Origin of the sequence: Adlercreutzia equolifaciens, from assembly GCF_029076695.1 — a bacterium.
Lineage (GTDB): Bacteria > Actinomycetota > Coriobacteriia > Coriobacteriales > Eggerthellaceae > Adlercreutzia > Adlercreutzia equolifaciens_A.
In genome coordinates this window covers 1112465-1135477 of the sequence record NZ_JARFIK010000002.1, presented here as the reverse complement: position 1 = coordinate 1135477, position 23013 = coordinate 1112465, and the positions used below count along the sequence as shown (strand labels likewise).

Below are 23013 nucleotides of genomic sequence, written 5' to 3'. Positions count from 1 at the left end.
CATGCATAATCTAACGCCCGCCGAGCGGGCCGCGCGCGTTCCCACCATCCATATTGTGTCCGACTCCATCGGCGAGACGGCCCAGGTGGTGGCGCGCGCGGCCGCGGCCCAGTTCGGCGTCACCACGCCGCACCTGGAAATTTTCTCGAAGGTGAAAAGCTTCGAGGAGGTGCGCGACTACCTGCTCGAGCACTCTCAGTTTCATGAGGAGGCCTTGGGCAGCGATCGGCTGCTGGTTATGTACACCTTGGTAAATGCCGAAATTCGTGTACCCTTGGAAGAGTTTCTGGCGGAGCATCCCAACATTGTGGCCGTCGACGTGCTTACCCGCGCGGTGAACGCCGTGGCCGACATGAGCGGCATGGCGCCTGTGGGCAAGCCCGGCATGCTGCGAGTGGTGGACAAGAACTACTTCCGCCGTATTTCGGCCATCGAGTTCACCATCGCTCATGACGACGGGCGCAACCCCCAGGACCTTACCCAGGCCGACATTGTGCTTCTGGGCGTCTCTCGCTCCTCCAAAACGCCGCTTTCCATTTACCTGGCGCAGCAGGGCTACAAGGTGGCAAATGTGCCCTTAGATCCCGCCAGCGAGCCTCCCAAGGAGATCTTCGACGTCGAGCGCACGCGACTGTTCGGCCTCATGACCACGCCGGACGTGCTGGCCCCCATCCGTCAGCGCCGCATGAAGAAGTCCGGCCGCGTGGGACTTATCTCGCAGCGCTACGCCGATCCGGAGTACATCTACCAGGATCTGGAGAAGGCCCGCGCCCTCATGCGGCAGCTGGGCTGCATCGTCATCCATACCGAGCAGCGCGCCGTGGAGGAAAGTGCCCAAGAGGTGCTGCGCTACTACGAGCGCTCCCATCCCACCGCCACGGAGATTGTGGATTAGGGCAACGTTTCAGCCGCGCTCTCAGATTCTGCGAGCCAGTTTTCGTTGAAGAGCGCGTTCAGCGACCAACCTCGACGGTAGAGGTCCCGATGCCGCGCGGGGAAGCGCTTGTCGCGGGTGCGCAGGCGAAGCTTGCAGTGCTGGCCGATTTCGCGGGCCACGGTTTCCATGCGATACGGGTTGCGCAGCTGCTCGCTGGTGACGGTGATCACCTTGATATCGTCGGCCTCCAGGGCCATGCGCTTGGTGGCGTCGCGAGTGATCTGGCGCTTGGTGAGGTGTTCCGCGTTGGAATCGTATTCAAGGGCCAGCTGGTGCTCGGACCAGTAGCAGTCGGGGACGAGCGTTTTCCGCTGCGCAATGGCGCAGGCCCGCGCTGAGGGCTCCAATCGGCGGTTCGTCTCGCCGCGCGGCAGCCCGTAACCGCCCAAATGAGCGGGCAGCGCCAGGAGCATCTGCAAGAAGATCTCCGGCGGCGAGGCCGCGTTTTCCGTGAGGTAGGGGAGGGCAAGGCGGGCGCTGGCCACGCCGCCCAGCCCGCTGTTTTGGTTGAGGTACTGCGTCAGCTTTCGCACGCTCGTAAGGGGCTTGCGCTTGCCAAGGCCGCCCTGGGCCGCTGGGTCAATCACGAAGGTTCCGCACAGGGCGCTTCCGTAAAGCACCAGTTCGTGAAGGGAGACGGCCTTGCCCAGCTGCACGAAGCACAGCTCGGGGGTGGCCGTGAAAATGCCGTTGGCCACGGGGTAGAACGAGCCTGTAGGGTAGCGGTAGCGCGATGTGGCCATAACGCAGTCCTGCTTGGGGCGAATCCACGAGGGAACTAGCAGATGATAAGGAGCTTTGAGCTGGGGAAGCTGCTGGTGCAGATAGGCGAGGGATTTCTGTGTAGGCACGCAGTCGTGGAGCACTTTCCCGTCGGTTTTTCGTTGCTCGTCAATGGTGTAGGTGGACAGCCAGAACGAAAGGGCGCTCAACCCCCGAAGTACCAGTCGCATAGGGCTCCCTCCTTGCTCGAAAGGCTCGCAGCCTGATGGCACTGGTGGCCCGATGACGCTGCCGAGCCAATGGCGCTGGCCGCCCAATAACGCTGCCGGCCTAATGGCCCTGCCGAGCCAATGGCGCTGATGGCCCGATGGCCCCTGAAGCTTGCGGCTCTTGCCGCAGCCAAGGTTCCTGGTGGCGCTGGTGGCCGAATGGCGCTGGCGGTGCAATGGCCCCTGAAGCTTGCGGCTCTTGCCGCAGCCAAGGTTCCTGGTGGCGCTGGTGGCCGAATGGCGCTGGCGGTGCAATGGCCCCTGAAGCTTGCGGCTCTTGCCGCAGCCAAGGTACCCAGTGGCGCGACCCTTTCGTCGTGTTTACTTTGTTGACGCTGCCAGTGTAGATCCGTTTCCTCAGTACCCCTTCGGTCATAAGCGAACTACCCGCCAGTTTTTTCAGTGCAAGCACGAGTAGATACGGTATTTGAATCAGTTCCGATAAGCGTTTTCCCAGTTAAATTGAGGGTCATCAGACTCTCCGTCCCCGTGTTGATGGAAGTTGACAGATTTCGAAAAGCAAAGAAAGGTGGCGTGTTTTGGCGGAAGCCCTACGTGTACCAGTGGCAGGGATCGCCCCTGCTTGGGCGGGGAGCGCTGGGTTCACCGGCAGTGGGGAGCGACTGCGCTCGGGCCAGGTTAAGCTCACCAGCAGGAGGGGAGCGCCGCGTTTGGTCAATCAGGAGCCGTTTTCCATCGACGCAGCGTTAATAGGAACTTTTTGGTCAATTGGCCCTCGTTTTCCATCGATTTGCCTATAGGGTGGATTTCGCTATTTCATTCGCGTTCGTTTGACCTGGGGATATGTCAGAGCAGATAATCGCGGATGGAAAACGAGGGCCGATTGACCACCGAATCGATGGAAAACGGCCCCTGATTGACCAAAAATCGCTTGTTGACGATGTGTTGATGGAAAACACCCCGAAATTGACCACTCGCGCTCTCGTCCCGCAACCCGTCACGCCCCCGCCGGCCCCGCACGTCCGCAGCTGCCAGTGGGCCCCAGCCTCCCCGCAACTGTCAGCCCGGCCTCCCGCCCCGCCGCTGAGGAGTTTTTGCGCTCCTACCAGCGGACTGGGGCTCCGTCCCGCAAAAACCGTGAGGGAATCCCTTATACTAGGACCAGTTCATTTTATGGACGCGTTTTGTCGTTGTCTCAGGTGGGTCGCCCTTTTCGGGATGGCACGCCGCATGCTTCCACGTGCCTTCGCAGGGCTTGCCCGCCGAAGCGCGCAGGAAGCTCGCGCACTTCAGCGCGGGGCGGCCGCGGCAGGCGCAAACGCCAGAACCGGCTCGGCTGGCCATGGCGGGTAAAGGCAATCGCGTCGCGCGGGCGGCGCACAGCTTTAAGGAGAAGTAAGGTGACAGAAGCAGTGAAGCGCGTCTACGCTTTCGGCAAGGACGCCAACGGGAACAATGTGACCGAGGGCAACACCGACATGAAGTGGATCCTCGGTGGCAAGGGTGCCAACCTGGCCGAGATGGCCAACATCGGCCTGCCGGTGCCTCCCGGCTTTACCATCACGTGCCAAACCTGCATGGAGTACGCCAACGCCGACAACACCTGGCCGGAGGGCGCTCTCGATACCATCGCCGAGTACCGCGCCGACCTGGAAGAGCGCATGGGCAAGCGCCTTGGCGACGCTGAGGACCCGCTGCTGGTTTCCGTTCGCTCCGGTGCTCCCTTCTCGATGCCCGGCATGATGGACACCGTCCTCAACCTGGGCCTCAACGACGAGTCCATCAATGGCCTCATCAAGCAGACGGACAACCCGCGCTTCGCCTGGGACTCCTATCGTCGTTTCATCCAGATGTTCTCCAACGTGGTCATGGGCCTCGACGGCGATCTGTTCGAGAACGCCATTGTGGCCATGAAGAACGACCGCGGCGTGGCTTCTGATACCGACCTTACGGCCGAGGATCTGCAGGAGCTCGTTGCTGAGTTCAAGGCTATCTTCACCGACAACGTCGACGGCGCTGCCTACCCCAGCCTGGTGGTGGACGGCGAAGTCCAGTTCCCCCAGGATCCCATGGTGCAGCTGCAGCTGGCCATCGAGGCCGTGTTCGGCTCCTGGAACAACCCCCGCGCGGTCCTGTATCGCCAGACCAACAAGATTGCCGACGACCTGGGCACGGCCGTCAACGTGCAGTCCATGGTGTTCGGCAACAAGGGCAACACGTCCGCCACGGGCGTGGCCTTCACCCGCAACCCCGCCAACGGCACCAAGGAGTTCTACGGTGACTACCTGGTGAACGCCCAGGGTGAGGACGTGGTGGCCGGCATCCGCAACACGAGCCCCATCGCCGAGCTCAAGGAAGTGGACGGTCTGGAAGAGGCCGGCGCCCAGCTGGAGGAGATCTTCGGCGTGCTGGAGAACCACTTCCGCGACATGTGCGACATCGAGTTCACCATCGAGCAGGGCAAGCTGTGGATGCTGCAGACTCGCGCCGGCAAGCGCACCGCTGCGGCCGCCCTGCGCATTGCCATCGAGATGGAGAAGGAGGGCCTCATCTCCAAGGAGGAGGCCATCATGCGCGTGGCTCCCGACCAGCTCGATCAGCTGCTGCACCCGCAGTTCGACAAGGACGCCACCTACGATGTGGTGGCCCGTGGTCTGAACGCTTCCCCCGGCGCCGCTGTGGGCGAGGCCGTGTTCTCGGCTACCGACGCCGTGGAGGCCGCCGAGGCCGGCCGCAAGTGCGTGCTGGTGCGCTGGGAGACCAACCCCGACGACCTGGCCGGCATGATTGCCGCCGAGGGCATCCTCACCTCGCACGGTGGCAAGACCAGCCACGCGGCCGTTATCGCCCGCGGCATGGGCGCCCCCTGCGTCTGCGGCGTGGAAGCGCTGAAGATCGACGCGGCGAAGAAGGAAGCCGCCATTGCCGGCACCGACATTGTCATCCGCGAGGGCGACATGATCTCCATCGACGGCACCACGGGCATTGTGGTGCTGGGCGCGGTTGATCTGGTCATGCCCGAGCTCACCGGCGATTTGGACACCATCCTGGAGTGGGCTGACGAAGTGCGTACCCTGGGTGTGCGCGCCAACGCCGACAACCCCGAGGACGCCGAACTGTCCCGCAGCTTCGGTGCCGAGGGCATCGGCCTGTGCCGCACCGAGCACATGTTCCTGGGCGATCGCAAGCAGATCATCCAGACCTTCATCCTGAACGACGACGAGCTCATCCGTGAGAAGGCCGTGAACGACCTGTTCGAGGCCCAGGTGGGCGACTTCTACGGTATGTTCAAGGCCATGGACGGCCTGCCGGTTATCGTGCGTCTGCTCGATCCGCCGCTGCACGAGTTCCTGGAGAGCCCGCGCGAGCTGGCCGTGGAGATTGCCAAGATGGAGGCCACCGGTGCTTCCGCTGACGCCCTGGCCGAGAAGCACGATCTGCTGGAGAAGATCGACGGCTTCGCCGAGCAGAACCCCATGCTGGGCATGCGCGGCTGCCGTTTGGGCATTGTGTATCCCATCCTGCCCGAGATGCAGGTGCGCGCCATTGCCACGGCGGCTGCCCGTCTGAAGAAGGAGGGCCTGAACCCGCTGCCCGAGGTCATGATCCCGCTGGTTTCCGTGCTGCCCGAGCTGGCAACCCTGCGCGAGGTGGCCGAGGCCGTCATCGCCGAGGTGTCCGTGGCCGAGGGCGTGGAGCTGGAAATCCCCGTCGGCACCATGATCGAGCTGCCTCGCGCGGCTGTCACCGCCAACGAGATTGCCACCCAGGCCGACTTCTTCTCCTTCGGCACCAACGACCTCACCCAGACCACTTTCGGCTTCAGCCGCGACGACGTGGAGGGCGAGTTCGTGCCGCAGTACCTCAACCAGCACCTGCTGCCCTACAACCCCTTCGCCACCATCGATCCCGGTGTGGCGAAGCTGGTGGAGATGGGCGTTGCGCTGGGTCACGAGGGCAACCCCGACCTGGTGTGCGGCGTCTGCGGCGAGCACGGCGGCGATCCGGACTCCATCGCCACGTTCAACCGCATTGGCCTGAACTACGTCAGCTGCTCTCCCTACCGCGTGCCGGTGGCTCGCCTGGCCGCTGCTCAGGCTGCCATCGCGCAGCGCTAAACGGCACGAACTAGCGTGCTACATAGGGCGGGAACCACGGGTTCCCGCCCTTTTTTTGTTGTCGAAAGGCCTTGCTTTAGGTGGTGCAAGGCCGCTAAAATGAGCGCCAACGGAAGCTCGGTTTGACTAGCGGGCAGTGCCGTTGTTTGTGTGAGCCCCGGACGTGGCAGCGTCCGGGGCTTCTTTGTGTCAGGGCCTTGCTTTAGGGGGTGCAAGGCTGCTAGAATGGGCGCCAACGGAGGCCCGGTTTGGTTAGCGGGCAGTGCCGTTTCTGGTGTGAGCCTCGGACGTGCCCGCGTCCGGGGCTTCTTTTTCACCAGTCGTGCGTTTCTGCTCGGTGCTTTGGATATAAAGCTTCACCAGCGCCGTTGCAAACCCTATGGCAGCGGTTAGCAACTTCATGGTAATGGTGAGTAACTCCATAGGCCATCACCTCCCGTCTTGTTGGACAAGCCAATAGGTTCGGAAGGCACTGCCAGCACGGGACTTACACCGTTGACGCGCTCACGATAGCGCACCATAATTTTCAATCTAGGACTTGATTTCTTCGACTCGCAGCTGACCTGCGCCGATAATTTTCGGAAGGGGATACCCGTGCATTTGACTCTCGAGAAGCTTCCGCGAACTATAACCGTTGAGCTTGCGAACGGGGTGCCGGAAGTGGTGATGGTGGACCAGCGCTTGCTGCCGGATGAGCTGGCTTATCTGCGCACGTCGGATTGGCGCACGGTCATCGATGCGGTGAAGACGCTGGCGGTACGCGGCGCCCCGGCCCTGGGCGTGGCGGGCGCCGCGGTAGTTATGCTGCGCGCTTTTGAGTTCGTGGCGGCCAATGAGGCGGATACCCAGGCCGCAGCATGCTGTCAGACGCCCTCAGACGACGTGTACGCCTGTCTGATGTGCCAACGGGGGCCGAAGGGCGCAATGGATACTGAAGCGCCGCAAAACGGCTTAGGATCGTTCGCTACCAGCGATAACGCCTCGTATGATTCAGCCCCTGCTGCCATTTATGGAGCAACGGCGGTTGAGGCAATTGTTGAGAGATCTGGTTCGGACCTGGCCGCCATGGCCGTCGCCGCTGACCCACCTGCCCGTACCTTCACCTGCGAGGCGCTCGATGCCCACCGCACGTTCGTCCTCGACGAGTGCGCGTTCGACCCGGAGTTGTTCTCCATGGCCTTGGAATTTGCGGGCAACCTGGCTAAGAGCGCCCGTCCCACGGCCGTAAATCTGGGCTGGGGCGTCGATCGCGCCTTGGCGGTAGCCCAGGCGGCGCTAGGGGAGGGCCAGGGGCCTGAAGCGGTGGCTCAGGCTCTCTGCCGGGCTACTCAGAACCTTGTTGCCGAAGACGAGGCGGTAAACCGTGCTATTGGTGCCAACGGAGCTGCGTATTTGCGCGAATTGGCCGAGCGGAAGGGCGCCCCTCTGACCGTGCTCACCCACTGCAATGCCGGCAGTCTTGCCACGGCGTTTTATGGCACGGCGCTAGGCGTTATCTACGCGGCCGCCGAGGAGGGCTTGATCGAGCGCGTCTACGCCGACGAGACGCGCCCCGTGGGTCAGGGCGCGCGCCTGACCAGCTGGGAGTTGGCCCAGGCGGGGGTACCTGTCACGCTGATCTGCGACAACATGGCCGCTAGCGTGATGGCCCGGGGGCTCATCGATGCCGTGGTAGTGGGCGCCGACCGCATTACGGCCAACGGCGATGCCGCCAACAAGATTGGCACCTTGGGCGTGGCCGTGCTGGCCCGTCACTTTGGGGTGCCGTTCTTCGTGGCCGCTCCTACCAGCACCATCGACCAGTCCATGGCTACGGGCGCTGAGATTCCCATCGAGGAGCGAGCCGCAGCGGAGGTGCTACCCAACCCCATCTCTGGGGTCGAGGTGTATAACCCGTCCTTCGACGTGACGCCTGCCGAGCTCATTACCGCAATCATCACCGAATAGTAGGGTAGTGTCGGACCGGGGGCTCGTCGCTTCGCAAAAGACCAGCTTTGCTGACCCACGAGCCCAGTTTCTGCAAGGACGTTTGCTGCTGAGGGCATCCTTCGCGCGCGCTTAACCGTGCTTGCGGAATCGATCAGCCTCGCTCCTTGAGAAAGCACGCTCAAGGACTGTCCCTAAATCATCCCGCAAATCGGCCTCCGCGGCATTACGCCTCGGAGGCCGATGTTATGTAAAGCGAAAAATATAAGGTATAAGTCCTATATCAAATATAACATTATATGTTATAGTGCACTTATCATAGAGAGTGGAGCACTATGCCCTGGCCCCAGGGTCTGGCTTGGTGCGCGAAGGCCGAGCGCGGTGGGACGCGCGGGCGAGAGGAGTGTGCATGATAACCTTGGCGGCAGCGTCGCAGAAGGGCGGCGTGGCGAAGACCACGACCAATTTGGCCATTGGGGCGAAAATGGTACAGGACGGCAAGCGGGTGCTGTTCGTGGACTTGGACCCGCAGATGAACCTCTCCACGACGCTTAAGGCCCAAACCTCGGGCGTTCCCTCGTCGCTTGAGGTGCTTACGGGCGATGCCTCCATAGCCGAGGCCGCCCAGGGCATCGATGGCTACCATGTGGTGCCCGCCAGTCGTCTGAACGGCAAGGCTGACGACCTCATGTCCAGCGTGGGCAAGGACTACCGCTTGCGCAAGGCGCTGGAGGCTGTAGCCGATAGCTACGATTACGCCATCCTCGATACGCCGCCGGCTTTGGGCACCCTGACGGTGAACGCGCTGACGGCCGCTTCCTGGGTGGTTATTCCGGCCCAGGCCGATGCCTACTCGCTCGATGGCGTTACCGACCTGGCAGCTACCATCGAAGCCATTCGCGAGTACACCAATCCGGGGTTGCGCATTGCCGGCATTTTGCTTACGCGCTACAACCCGCGCACTTCCATCTCGAAGATCATCCACGAGGATGCCGAGGCCATGGCCGAAGAGCTGGACACTAAGGTGTTCAAGGCCTGGATTCGCGAGGCCACGGTTATCAAGGAGTCCCAAGCAGTGAAGCAGCCTATCTTCGAGTACGCCCCTTCGGCCAAGGTTACCTACGACTACCGTTTCTTCATCGATGAGCTTATGGAGGACGTCAATGGCTAAGAAAGATTTGCGCGCCCAAATGGACGCGGCCCGGGCGGCGGCCGCCTTCATTGGAGCGGCCCAGGAAAGCGCCTTGCAGGAAGAGGCGGCCCATCCGAAGCGCCAAGGCGAAACTGCGGCTGCCGAGGAAGTGAAGGGGGAGCCGCCTTTGGAAGGTGCTGCGGAAGTGCCTGACTATTTCACACTCGAGGACGCCCTCAACGCCTCTTCCATGACCACGGCGGCCCGTTCCTCTGAAATCAAGCGCTCGGCCAGTGCTGTGGCCGAAGGAGAAGAGGGTGCGAAGCGGGGGAAGACGTCCGTGGCGCCGATCCAGTCCGAAAGCCGGGCGGCCGTCAGCGCGACAACGCCCAATGCGGCTTCGGCATCGTCCGGGTCTACGGAGGTGTCGGCGGCCTCGGCGGCGAAGCCTGCGACGGCCAGTGCCATCCCCGACATCCTTCCCGATCATCTGGCGGCCCCTACGGCTTCGGCGGACCTTATCGTGGAAGAAGAGGCTCCGCGTCCGGCTCCGGCTGCCCCCAAGGCCTCGAAAACGGCAAAGACCGCTGAGAAGCCGAAGGCACCTCGTGCGAAGCGCGGTCGCAAGAAGGCACAGCCGGCTGAGGCAGCGGCCGAAGCCGAGACGGCGGGCAATCGCATGACGGCTCAGGTGCTGGTACCCATGACGGCCGAGCAGCGCGAGCATGCCGACCTTCTGGCTCAGGTCATGAAGATCACGCGTGCCGAAGTGATGCGCCAAGCCCTTGACGAGTATTGGGAAAACCATCGCTCCGAGCTTCAGGCTGCCGTTGCCGCCTACGAAGCGCTCATTCGCAAATTGATGAGCTAAATTTTGTGAATTTTTTCGTTCGTTACCAAAATGTATTATTTCGTACACATTTAATAAGATAAACAGATAAACATATAATGTTATAAATCATTAATGATTTTTCAAATTAGAACTCATAAAATCATTTTATGATTATGAGATTAAACGAACTTTATAATAACGCCACGTCAAGTGGCGTTTTTTAATGTTGAGTCTATGACACAACGTCACTAAATGTTTAATAGATAAAGTGATATAATCATTATATAACTTGGAAAATTTTAAGTTTTGAAAATTATTGGGAGATCGAGAAGATTTCTTTTCCACCGAATTATGGAGAAAAATGGACTAAATTCGTCTCAATGTAACGCAAAGTCAACAGGAAAAGCCCAGTTAGAGGCACATAATTGAAACCGCGTCGACTTTACTTTGTTGCCATTTCGTAGATAATTATCCATGAACAAAAAACGCTCTTTGGCAGAACTATGCCCAAAGGGCAATCGGCAACCAACGAAGTGTCAACAAAAGGCCATTTCAGACCAAGAAAATGGCTTGGAGCGGGAAAGCGGGTCAGGCCATGGCCAGCCCGCCGAACCGAAGGAGAGAACGAGTTTTTCATGAGCAACGAACGATTCGATAGCAACGAGCGATTCGACACTCGAGCGCATAGCGACGCGAAAGCGGAGCCGGCGGGCTGCACCCATGTCGGCGAAGGAGAGGGGGTGTCTTCCATGGGTAAGACCAACGATTCCCAGGTCAAAGCTCCTTTCGAGCAGAACCTGCATCGGGCCCAGACGGCAGACACGGGCAAGGCGTCCCAGAGCGGCGCCAGCAACGTCCCGGGTGGCAACACCCCGGTCGACCAGCTTCCGGTGGGAGGTGTCGAAGGCGGTGTGATCAGCCATAACGCTCCGCGTCAGCTGAACCCCATGGGCAAGGCCATTGCTGTGGTGCTGGCCGTTTTGGTTTCTCTGACCAGTTGGAACAGCTACTCCATCGAAGAGGCGCGCTCCATGATCATCGGCGATGATGCCACGCCTATGGCCTCCGGTGCTGGCGACGAGATCCTCGACGATGTAGAGAACGGCGATCTCAATCAGGCGTCGAATGACAAGCCTGAGGGGGCGTCTGAGGACGGAGATTCCTCCGGCGACGATGCCAAGGACGACTCGGCTCCCACCGATGAGGAGATCGAGGCGTTGATGCCCGAGGAGCTCGTCGACGCCGAAAAGGTCATGCCTTTCATCTCCGACGATATTCAGGCCAAGAAAGCCGACGGCATTCTGAATACTGCCGTTGCGTCCGAAGATGAGTTAAAGGCCGCATTCGCTGATCGCTTCTCGTTCTCTCTCGCGATCGCCAATGCTCTACATGCTTCCGACGGTGCTTACCACATCGGCAGCTCGAGCCTTGTCCTCGCTCCTTCGCTTGGCAATACGAAGGTGAACTTCGACGGCGGTCATCTTGGAGGCTTGGAGAGCACCGATGCGGTGGCTCTGACGTTTGAGGCGCCATTTGCCTACAAGCAGGCGGATGGCACCTACAAGACCACGCTCTCTGAGGAGGAATGGAAGGCCCGCGGTGCAGCAGCGGACGACATGCGCGCGGTGCTGGCCGTGTCTGTGCTTCCCGAGGGTTGGTCGGTGTACACCAAGCATGGTGATAAGTATCAAAAACGCACTGCGGAGCAGCTGGCAGCTGGCCTTTCTGGCACTATCGTGTTGCGTTACGAGGGCGTGCAGGACGAGAACGGTATTACCGTTAAGGAAACGCGCGGGCAGATGCCCGCAGGTACCCAGATGCCCGTGGTGACGGCATGGGTGACTGAAGACGCCCCTGCCTCTCTGACGTTCCCGGTGAACACGGGCTTTGCCGTGTGCTCCTATACGGCCGATCGCAACGAGGACGGTTCTCGCAAGGCCGATTCGGTTTACTACAACTACGTTGATTCGGCAGCGGCTACGGTCACGTTGGTCAACGCCGAACCGCAGCTGGGTATCAATACCACCATCAAAAAGGCGTCCGATCCTGTTGTGCAGGAGGAGGTTGCCTATGTCCCCTATCTCATCACGGTTCAGGCAGCCAAGGGATCGTTGGAAGAGAAGGGCTATGCCCTTCGTGTGGCCGATGAGCCTGATACTGCCGAGGGTGTAGGAGCGCTTGATACCTCTCGGGTTGTTGCCTTCGATGCCACCGATCTGACGTCCAAAGAGCGCGCTAAGATTGATCCTTTTGACACTGCTGCTCTCGAAGCCGCTGGTTGCACGCTTGCAACGGCGAATGAGGCCGGTGAGGGCATTGCCGAAATATCGTTTGATGTGAAAGAGGGTAGCCTGCTTGAGGCCGATGCTCTGACAGGCAAGACCACGGGCAAGCGCGTTTTCTATGTTGCGATACCGTACAGCGTGGACAAGCTGACAGCATCGGAGGAAGACGAGAGCTTTGCGCCTGAGACCCCTTCGGTAATGCTGTGGGCCTACGTGTCGGGCAAGATGGTGCAGGAAGAGAAAACGGAGAAAGCTAAGTCCATCAACGAAGCGATCTCTGATGAAGATGCAACCTATATAAGTGATCTTGGCATCCAGAGCGTCACGTTCCCGATTCCGGTAGAGCCGGAACCCGAGCCCGAGCCGACTGACGAACCCGCAAGCGATGAGCCGGCCAACACCGATGAGCCTACCGATGCGGAGGAGCCAGCCGAACAGCCGGCGGACAATGACTCCAACGATGCCGAGTCCGATGAGAATGAAGCCGAAGAGGAACCGGAGGAAGAGTCCGAGCCCGCAAACTTCGAGCCTATTCAGGAGGCGGTGGACTCCTACTCCTCCACCACGCTTGAGATGGTGGGCATCGAGAAGATGGAAGATCTTCTTAACACTCCGACCGAGGCCTACGGCTCGCTCGATCCTGTTGAGGTGTCGCTGTGCTTGTTCTCATTGAACGCGCGCGCTCTTGGTGTTTCTAACACGTTGGCGGGCATGGCACCGGCCAGCCCTATTGGCGGCCTGCTTACCGAAACCTACTTCAATCCGAACCTGGTTGCCGGCGGTGTGTCCACCTCGCTTGGCGGTAACACTTACTTGGTGAACGACAAGGATACCCCCACGGTGTCCATGCAGGTCATCTTCAACGGCAATTCCGGCTACATGGGCGGATGGTCGCGCTATCCTACGGACTTCTTTGGCACTATGGTCTGCGACGAGAGTACCGACTGGGAGTGGGTCTACACGTGCTCTGGTTCAGCCATTGACAATCCCACGTCGAAAGATCCGAAGAAGTACACGACGGCCGCCGAGGCAGTGGCTGCCGCCGAGGCCGAGGGTTTCAAGCCCACTACCTATACTGAAGATAGTGGCGACCACAAAGTGGGCGATCTGGTCAACGAAGATTGCGCAAGCACCGACGAGAACAAGCGCAATAGTGCGAAACTCGTTGATTATAACGAGCAGAAACAGGCTCAGGGCTATTATGAGATGGGCACGCGCTTGTACTTGAACGTCCCTTACTTATATAAGAATGCTTCCGGTGGTATGGATTCCACCTACAGCTATACCGATTGGCGTGGTACCAAGCAGGCCGACGGTTCCTGGTCCGGTGGTACGTTTGTCGCTACAGGCGACCATGCTGGTGAGCCTGCCAAGGCCGATGACTTTCCTCTGTTCGCTATTAATTTCGGCAACAATACGCAGTCTATTTTGAACAACTGGTCTATCTATCTTATTGTGCCCGATACGAATGGCGAGAAAATGATTCTGTTGGACAAGTATCTGACGCCTGGCCAGGAGGCTAATCGCGAGCAGATTCTTGCTGACCTTATTGAGGAGACGAAAGACGATCAGGTAAAGCAGGCTCTGGAAGGCCTCGACTTGCGAGCCGGCCTCACTGGCCAGCTTATGTTCGAGTGGCACGGAAGCCAGCTGAGCTCGAATCCCACTGGCTATTCCATGAACATGGGTGTATCGGGACAAAATGCCTATGCTCCGAACTGCACCGTGAGATTGCTGGGCAACATCCCCGAGAACGCCGGCGGTTCTATTACCTATGGTGGTACAGCCCATGTCTACTCCAACAGCCAGGGCAACACCGAGCTGTACTATTATCCCCTTGGCGGTCGCGGAGCTACGCTTACGGCCACTATTGGCCAGGGTTACAACAACTCGGTACGCAAGATCACGTTGCTGAAGACAAACCTTACGTGGGAAACGTCCTATGAGCCCATCACCGAGATCAACTTTGGCACCGAGGACAACCCGCGCTACAAGACGAACAACGTGCTGTTCGATCGCTACAACTATATGGTCTACAAGGTGACCACGAAGAACACCTCGTCTGGTTCGGCGGAGATTGATTACCTGGAGTACTTCTTCACGGCGCACAACACCGAGGAGAACAACGCTCAGGGCATCACCAAGCAAGACCTCATGCAGTACATGTACTCTGATGGCACCATCTACACGAACCCACTCTATAAGAAAGAAGGGGAAGACAACCCGGCCATTCCCTTTGCCGACTATCTCACCTTCGATGCTAATGGCGGCACGGGCGCCATGGCTCAGCTTTTGGGTCAGCTTGGCCAGACCATTACGGTTCCCTCTTCCACATTCCATCGCCAGGACATGAAATTTACGGGCTGGAACACAAAGCCCGACGGTTCGGGCACGTCTTATGCCGCCGGTGCGAACTACGTGCTTACCTCTGAGGACGATATACTCTATGCCCAGTGGGTTGAGGGCGAAGACGAAACCATATCCGGTGGCTCTTCGGCAGCCCAGGTGCAATACGTCGGCGTGCCGAATCAGGGCGGCGTACTCATCTACGATACGACCAATTGGCAGATGGAGGACTACGAGGATCTCGACATTCGCCAGTTTTCGAACATCGACTCCATTATGGAGCGCGCGAGCAAGCGCCATCGCTACATCGAGGCGACCAACATCGGCGAAACGGAGGGTAGCTCCTCGGGAAGCGCCGGCGACTCTTCAGGGAGCGACTCCTCCGAGGGTAGCTCTTCCGAGGGTGAAGAAGGTTCCGGGACCGAGAGCGGATCGACGTCCCAGTCCTCAAAGGTCAAGCGCGTCGTGAAATACGAGGACACCGATGAGTCCCGTGCTGTTAGGATCGAGTCTACCTTCGATGATAACGGCAACGCCATTGTCAACACGGCGTCCATTCCCTACCAGACGAACAACCAGTCCGGTCGTGTGAACTTCACCGTTCCGACGGAGAGCGGCGGACACCTGTATCCGGAAAACAATGTTCTTGAGGAAAGCGGCTCGGGTGAGTACAGCTTCCTCATTGCCATTCCCTATACCACGAACATTAATGAGACGGTGGGCTTCAAAGGCAACGGTTACTATGTTGACCTTGACCCGCTGACTACCATTTACTTCGGCAAGCTTGGTGTGGGCCGCGACTATTCCTGGTCTGACTCTGTGGCGAAGTTCAGCTACCCGTTCGGGTTGCCCCAGGCTTCCATGACGGCTGAGAAGATGGCTGAGGAGAAGTACCAGTACCAGATGGGAGCCAACAACCGTCCCACCACCACGGTCATCAAGCGTACTGAGCCCACGAAGGTGGTTAGCTCTCGCTTCAGCTATTTGGGTCAGCCGGTGAGCTACGAAATCAGCGACTTTGCCACCGAGGGCAACATGCCGCTCTATGGCGAGAATTCCTCGTCGCTGACCGCCGGTCCTTTGATTGTGGACACGCTCCCGAACTACTTCCGTCTGCACAACCTTGAATTCATCATCGAGGATGATGAGCCTATTCGCGAGGATAAAGAGAAGTTCCTCGATGAATGGTTCGACCTCGAAACCAACGATTTCAAGGACGATCTTGATACCACTAAAAGGTACTATCCTGATAGCGCCACGGTTCAGTTCGAAATCACCACGCCTGCCGAGGGCGATGATGAGGATGACGTCTACTGGATCAACCTCGGTCGTCCGGAGTACGATCGCTCCGAGGAAGTAAAGGATGCCAATGGCAATGTCACTGGCTACAAGCATATATATAAGTTGGGTGAATCGAAAACCGACGCACGCACCATTGCCCAGCGCATGATCGATCGTCAGATGAGCCCGCTGCCCGGCATTTCCATGCACAAGCTTTCCGACGATCAGACTATCTACAACTTCACGGGCAATGTGCGCATGACCATGGCTACGCCCATCAACGAGAACCAGAGCCTTCCCATTACAGTGCGTGTCACGGGCGAGATGACTATTCCGAACGCCTCGTACACCAATGCCGCTTGGGTGAACTATGGCAAGCGCACGTGGAACTTCGCTGCCAGCTCTTATGCAGCTTCCACGGAAAGCTCCGATCGTTCCGAGGCCTCTTTCGAGACCGCCCAGGCCCCCACGCCGAAGGTAACGGGTACCGCCATTGCCATGGCGGCGAACCTTTATGATGAGACGTGCGCTATCGGTAATGCTTCTGTCGATCCCGATCGTCAGCCCATTCTCTCGCGCTCTGGCGCTGGCTGGCGTTTCCAATTGGACAACTCTTCCATATCGGTGATGGAGCCCGCAAGTTTCACGGTGGGCAATGCCTACGGTGCTGATAAGGCTGAGGGATTCACCACGTCCCGCATTGGCATCAGCCAGGATTTGCTCGACAATGCCGATATCTCAAGTATCACTATTAATTACCGCGCTGCTGTCGCTCCGGGTGTTGCAGAGGCTTTGGAAACGAGGCAGACCGTCTACACGAACGACGACAACAATAATCCCAACGCCCTTGCCAATCTGCTTGAGGCCAACCAGGCCTACATCGTCAACGGTGAGCGCATTTGGGAGAAGGATCCGGTTACGGGTCTCTATGTTGATTCCAAGGGCAAGGTTATCGCGGATCAATCCGAGGAAGACATGAAGTCCTGGAAGAAGGACGGTGTGGTTATTACGCCGAAAGACTGGCTCAATGCCGGTTATTTCGTTTCGATGACCATCAAATTCAACCGTGTGAACGGCAAAGAGGACATCAAAACGGGCTCGAAGATGTACGTGGAAGTGCAGGGTACGCCCGAAGAGCTCGATACGATGGAGATGACCGGTACCTTCACGACCGCCTATGAGGACCTGGCGGCGTCGTTCTCCGGCCGTAACGTTTCGGCGCGTGCCACGGCCTCGTTCACCACGCGCAAGGCTCCGTATCGCCTTCAGGTGACCACCACCGGCATGCGCGAGAGCCAGACGCCTGGTGATCCGAACGCCTTTGTGGGCAACCTTGAATACGAGCGTGACAACGACGGAAATATCTACTACACCGACGGCACTAACAAGGGCATCATCAAGGATGGTATCTTCTACTACGGCTCTACCAGCTCCGTTACTCGGACCGTGCCCTTCGATGCTGCCACGCACAAGCTCTGCTATACCGACTCCGAGGGCACGCAGGGTATCTATGACGGCAAAAACTTCATCTATCTTGACCAGAATGAGGAGCAGCAGGTTAAATCGTTCGACTTGCGCGAGGCGGAATCCGTCACGGGGGCGACCAAGCAGTATCTTGACAGCGAAGGCCATCGTGGAACGTTGTCCGGCACCACGTTTACCTATTCGGTGAACGTGGATCAGACAGCCACGAAGGACTTCCTTTTCGAGCCTGCCACGGACTTGTATGCCGACGGCTCGAAACTCACGGCTTCGAATCGTATGGATGCGAACAACAAGCTCATCTACACGGATGAAGCTGGTCGCGAGGGTATTGTGGACGGCACCGATTTCGTTATCACCACGGGTGAGGGCGAGAGTGCCACTACCGAGCGCATTGCCATTACCGAGCGTCAGAAGACCGATGGCGCCGGCCACGCTCTGGTAATCGACCGATCGGGTAACCAGGGATATATCGCCGAGGACGGTCAGTTCACCTATACAGACTCTGAGGGAAAGACGGCTACCAAGCCCGGCCCCTCTTCCTTTACCAAGACGGGCGGCTCCGTTACGGTTTCCGGCACCACGTACGATGAGTATACCGATGGCGAGCATACGGGTTATGTGTCGTCGGACGGCTGGTTCACCTACAAGGTATCTGCTGAAGAGCAGCGTACGAAAGAAGTGACCAATGTGCTCACATTGCGTCGCGACAACGCTAACAACATCTACTACTCCGATGGCACGAATCGTGGTATCCGTCGCAACGGTAACTTCGAGTACGTCGAGCAGGTGTCCAACAAGCAGCAAAAGCCCGCAACCGCCTCCATGGCGCGCGTGGTGGAGAAGGACGACGCTGGCACCGACAAACTCTTCGAGGGCTACATCGGCGACCCAGGCAGCGGCTGGCGTATCACGGTAGCCAACGATTCTTCCTTCGACATTGGTGATGCCGTCATTAAGGCAGGCGTGGTGTTGAAGGAAAGCCAGGGCACGGGCAAGGCCGTGGAGTCGGTGGACGAGTCAGACACTGTCTACGTGCCCGAGTGCGACGATGCCACCCAGGGCCATGTGCACTCCAGTGCCTGCATGTGCATGCAAGACCACATTCACACCGCTTCCTGCAAGGGCGCGGTGGCTCATACTACTAAGATCGATTACATGTCGGGCACGCAGGCCGACTATGAGGCTACGGCTATTGCCCTGTCTCCGGCGTTGTGGCAGACCACGGAATCGACGGTCTATGTGTCCGATACGTGCACGGCCAACCACAATCATACGGCCTCTTGCCCCGGAGCGGTGGCCACAAAGGGTCAGGTGCGTCGCGGCGGTGTGCCGAGCGATCTGATTTTGGAGTACTACAACGCTAACAATACCTCGAACGTGCAGACTTCGAGCAAACTCACCATTCCTGGCCTTGCGTTCCGCACGCTTATTGCAACGGCCACGGGGGAGGACGTCTACACCGAGGAAGATAAGGCAACCTTCCGTCTCACGAGCGCCTACGATGAGAACAGCTCGGTTCCGCTGCTTGATCAAATGACCGCATTCTACAAGAGCTATCCGGCCAACTATGGTATTTCTCTGCTCGACGATGGCCGCATTGTCGTGACGCTGGCGGAGTGCATGCTGTGGAAGTCGAATTACTATCTACGCGGGGTGGAACAGTGCCTCACGAGTTTCGGGAGCGGTCTCACGCTTGAGGATGGCGCCTACCTTGATATTTACGGTACCGTCACCAATAAGGACACCATGTGGCTTGGCGGTGTGTTCTCCACGAACTACGCGAATCCGAAATGGAATACGGCGGTTGACTCTCTGGGCGTGCTCAACGGTTCACCCTATCCGGCCGATGGCACCCCCATCGTAAAGGCCTTCTCCGATATGCGCGGCGACAGCGAACGCGCTGCCGATCCGGAGGGAAGCTACCTTACCTCCAACGGTTACTCGAGCCCGCTGCTCGGTTACCGTTCCGGCATTCGTACGAAGTCGCAGACCGGTACCGATGCGCCCGTGTGGTCGAGCTCTGCGGTACCGAACCGCAAGGCCTACTATGATTATGAGGGCTCGGGCTACCGCGTGAACCTTGCCAACGATACGAAATACGTTATCAACTTGGGTGCGCATTTCACCATCGAAACGCTGCCTGCTCATGCGCTGAAGGACGCGCGTGACTTGGAGGCCTCTGCCGATGCCGTCGAGAAGCTTGTCGACTTCGAGACCCATCGCATCAAGCTTTCCAAGGAGCTTTTCAAAGCTGATTCGGATGCTGCCATCACGGAGAACCAGGCAACCTATGCGGGCAAGGTTATTACCGGCTCGATTTCCTTCTATGAGATCACCGATACGGGCAAGGCCACGTTGAAGACCATGAGCCTGCACGATCTTATCGAGTATATTTATCAAGAGCGCATCTCGGTGAACAGCTCCTCCGACTCCTCGTGGAAGGGCTACACCGAGGCAACGACGTCGAGCGCCACGGTGAGCAAGCCGGAGTGGGTCACCATCGATGCCCAGGGCAACTACCTCATCGACTGGAGCGCCTGGAATGAAGGTTACCTGGTATCTCTGACGCTTGACTACGGTACCTTCAACAGCTGGGTGAACGAGAGCACCAATGCGTATGTGGAGCTGTATGGTAAAACCACGAACCTTGGTACCTTCCAGCTGAACACTACGTTCAAGACGAAGCAGGCCATCGAAGAGTGGACCCGTTCCTGGACAAGCGCTGTGAGCCTGTACTCGACGCTGCCCCCCATCCGCCCGACCATGAATATGGGTGCCTACGGTTACGAGGCAGGCGTTACGACGCCGGGTGAGGAGACTGTTACGCCCACCGCTGGCAAGACGAATACCTATGGTGGTATCAACACCATCCATATGAACAAGACGACGCTTTACAACACCGGCACTGATCGCGAAAAGGGTATATTCAACAGCAACTACTACACCCAGTACCCCATCACTTCCTCCGAGGTGCGTGATGATAAGCCTATCGCTTACCGCAACGAGGAAACGAGCGGTTACCGTGCCGTTGTCACGAACGACACCGACTTTGCCATGTACTTGGGCGCAAAGCTCACCATCGGCAATCTTACACCGCGCTGGGACGACGCCGCCTGGACCTCTGATGGCGATGGCCACAAGAAGGGGGATAAACCTGGCGAGGCTTTGGACAAGAACCTCGGCTACCACACCACGTACATGACCCTTTCTTCGGGCCTGTTGGAGAACTCCGACATTGAAACCGTGACCATCAAGTCGGTGCCCGCCTATACGAAGTACACCTCCGGTGCTCAGTTGACGGCGTGGAACCATGCAAACCCGCAGTCGAATTCGCATCGCATTGTGAACCGCTCGGCCATTGCCGACCCCAATGGCAAGGCTGTTTCCACTACCTGGACGTGGGAGCAGGTCCTCGAGAAGTGGGGAACTGATGCGAATGGCGATGGCAAGCAGGATGCGGGCGTGCCCATCAACATCCCGGCCACTGAGGGCTGGCTCGGTGGCGATGCCTATTACTTCGAGGTAAAGTTCAAGCAAGTGGATGCGAATCTGTCGGTGGCCGACAATGCCTACGTAGACCTTTTCGGTTACGGCATCGATTCACCGAACGTGAACAACGCTACGGATCCCTACTACGCCGAGTCGGACGACGCGTACAGCTACGGCGATTCCTACAACGTGGTGCATGTGGGCCAGACCCACGGCTGGGGCTGCTGGGGCGGCGGTAACGCGGGCTCCTCTACAAGTCGCATCGACCGTCAGTACCTTGGCCGCTATGCCTATGTTGGCAACTACTACGTAGTCGTCGATGCCGATTCCGAGCTGAAGGCCCTCTATCCGAACGAGAGCTGGAACACGCGCTACGGCATTGGCAACGGAGCCAGCTCGGGAAACAACTCCGATGGCGAGCGTACCTTCGCCCAAGACCAGGCGAACCTCTACGCCATTGGCGGTCAGCCGAAGATCGAAGTAGAGGCCAACACCTACTTCCGCGCCGATAAGAGCGCTACGGAAGCTGCAGCTATTACCGATCTGACTACGCTTGGTGCTACCAGCCAGACCAAGGCCTGGTGGGGTGAGGACGGCGCTGCCTATCGCTTCAATGTGCATAACGGCGCCCGTTCCATGTGGGAAAGCGAGCTGCAGATTGGCACCCAGGATGGCAAGTATTGGATGAATCCGGCAAACGCCGGCCAGAAGTACCCAGCCTTTACACCTCAGGGCACAGAAGTGTCGTGGGAGGTCATTCCCGGCACCGATGATGTGGAGGAGTATCAGAACGTGGTACGCGGCTTCCATACGAAGTCCATCGCGCTTTCTGCGGCTCTGGTGAATAATACTGACATAAAACAGGTGGAGATCACCTATTTCCCAAAGACCTCGGTTACCACGAGCATCACGGGCCAAGCGCTCAAGGCGCCTAAGAAAAAGACCATGGTGCTGCCCTACAGCTATTTGAAGAATGCCGCCGATCGCTCGGTGGTTGAGAGCGGAACCTATCCCTACAAGGCTGATGGCACCATCGATTCTGCAGGGTCTATCACCTGGGATACCGTAGCCGACGGTGCTTTCGTTGTTGGCGACGAGGCCGCTCATTTCGATGCCGGCAACCTCATCATTCCCTGGCAGGAATGGGAGGAAGGCTACATCACCAACGTGGTGGTGAAGTTCAACGAGGTGAAGCCGAACACTGGCTACGCTGACAACACGGCCACCACCAAGAGCGATGATGCCTATGTGGATCTGTGGGGCTATGCAGACAACGTGCGAGACATGCCGCTTTCCGCCTGGTTCGGCTGCACGTACGATTACGCTGGCTGGCACTATGATCGCGACGAGCCGAGCCGTCCCTACGGTACCAATTATGCCGGCTACACCTGGGACAGTTGGCCGAATGTGTGGGCATGGAACTCCAATACCCCGTCTGCCTATGGCGAAGGCTACACGCGCGTGGGCGACTTCGTTACGTTCATGGCCTCGGTGAGCAGCAGTATCTTCAACGATGCAAAGAACCATAATGACGTGACCTATGTTTACAATCACTACAACGCCTATATGCCGCAGTTCAAGCGTTGCGTTGCCGAGTGGGGCAAGTACTGGAAGGGCGCTAATGCCTACCATAACGGTGCTGCCACCGCCTGGCTCATGGGCCGCCCCTATGAGGTGAACGAGACGATCAAAGCGCAGACCTTCATGCGCTCCACTGATGCCACTTCCGAGTACGGCTACGATGACCACACGGACGGTACGCCGCAGGAGAAGGGCGTGGAAGGCTCGAACGGCCTCATCAAGGGCTACAACTCCGGTATTGGCACGGTTGGCAGTGAGACGACGGGTTATTATGAGGATGAGGGCTCGGGCTATCGCTTCACCCTGTCTAACAACAACACCGCCGATGTGGCCGACGCTATTGACGAAGAGGGGAAGGTTACTGCTAAGAACAACCTCTCCACTGAAAACGGCCACTTCACCATGCAGAAGGCTTACTTCGCTACGCGCAAGATCCCCTATTTCGACAACAAGGACGACAAAGAAGTTATCGCGGGTAAGAAGGAGCGCGCATGGGTGAACTTCACTACGAAGAAGGTGGCCTTCACCAAGCAGCTGCTGGACGTGGATACCTACGGCATCGGACGGGTGAAGGACGTTACGCTCACCTACCTGCCGTATAAGGTAGATGAGGACGGCAACACCATGGCTGCCGTTGACGAGACCTTG

At 58.6% G+C, this 23013-nt stretch carries 8 protein-coding genes (1 of these 8 running past the window's edge); 6 read left to right on the top strand and 2 right to left on the bottom strand.

Going from position 1 to position 23013, the window contains the following annotated elements; genetic code table 11:
• The first annotated feature begins 1 nt into the window (after nucleotide 1).
• Complete coding sequence (locus PZH32_RS10250) at nucleotides 2-895, top strand: pyruvate, water dikinase regulatory protein (RefSeq protein WP_275208015.1); 894 nt, start codon at nucleotides 2-4, stop codon at nucleotides 893-895.
• Here the strand turns inward: PZH32_RS10250 and PZH32_RS10245 are convergent.
• The gene (locus PZH32_RS10245; protein ID WP_275208013.1) at nucleotides 892-1890 is read right to left on the bottom strand and encodes a hypothetical protein; all 999 of its coding nucleotides are present in this window, start codon (nucleotides 1888-1890) and stop codon (nucleotides 892-894) included. The two genes, PZH32_RS10250 and PZH32_RS10245, sit on opposite strands and share 4 nt — an antisense overlap.
• Before the next feature lie 1400 nt (nucleotides 1891-3290).
• On the opposite strand from PZH32_RS10245, the gene ppdK reads away from it, so the two are divergent.
• On the top strand, nucleotides 3291-6008 hold the full coding sequence (gene ppdK / locus PZH32_RS10240; protein ID WP_275208012.1) for a pyruvate, phosphate dikinase: 2718 nt from the start codon (nucleotides 3291-3293) through the stop codon (nucleotides 6006-6008).
• 252 nt (nucleotides 6009-6260) lie between these two features.
• Here ppdK and PZH32_RS10235 read toward each other — a convergent pair whose 3' ends face one another.
• Nucleotides 6261-6431: a hypothetical protein gene (locus tag PZH32_RS10235; protein WP_275208010.1), complete on the bottom strand. Its 171-nt coding sequence runs from the start codon at nucleotides 6429-6431 to the stop codon at nucleotides 6261-6263.
• A 171-nt stretch (nucleotides 6432-6602) separates the two neighbouring features.
• Between PZH32_RS10235 and mtnA the strand changes: the two genes are divergently transcribed.
• The 4 genes from mtnA to PZH32_RS10215 all read left to right on the top strand — a co-directional run.
• On the top strand, nucleotides 6603-7955 hold the full coding sequence (mtnA, locus tag PZH32_RS10230) for an S-methyl-5-thioribose-1-phosphate isomerase (protein WP_275208008.1): 1353 nt from the start codon (nucleotides 6603-6605) through the stop codon (nucleotides 7953-7955).
• Nucleotides 7956-8343: 388 nt separating this feature from the next.
• Nucleotides 8344-9105: a ParA family protein gene (locus PZH32_RS10225; RefSeq protein ID WP_275208006.1), complete on the top strand. Its 762-nt coding sequence runs from the start codon at nucleotides 8344-8346 to the stop codon at nucleotides 9103-9105.
• Nucleotides 9098-9937 (top strand): hypothetical protein, encoded by an 840-nt coding sequence (locus tag PZH32_RS10220; protein ID WP_275208004.1) that lies wholly within the window; start codon nucleotides 9098-9100, stop codon nucleotides 9935-9937. The genes PZH32_RS10225 and PZH32_RS10220 overlap by 8 nt, the downstream gene beginning before the upstream one ends.
• 596 nt (nucleotides 9938-10533) lie before the next feature.
• Nucleotides 10534-23013: the start of an SdrD B-like domain-containing protein gene (locus PZH32_RS10215; protein ID WP_275208002.1), read on the top strand. The gene runs 61932 nt beyond the window's last position; the window shows 12480 of its 74412 coding nt (coding positions 1-12480); it begins with the start codon at nucleotides 10534-10536; its stop codon lies beyond the right edge, outside the window.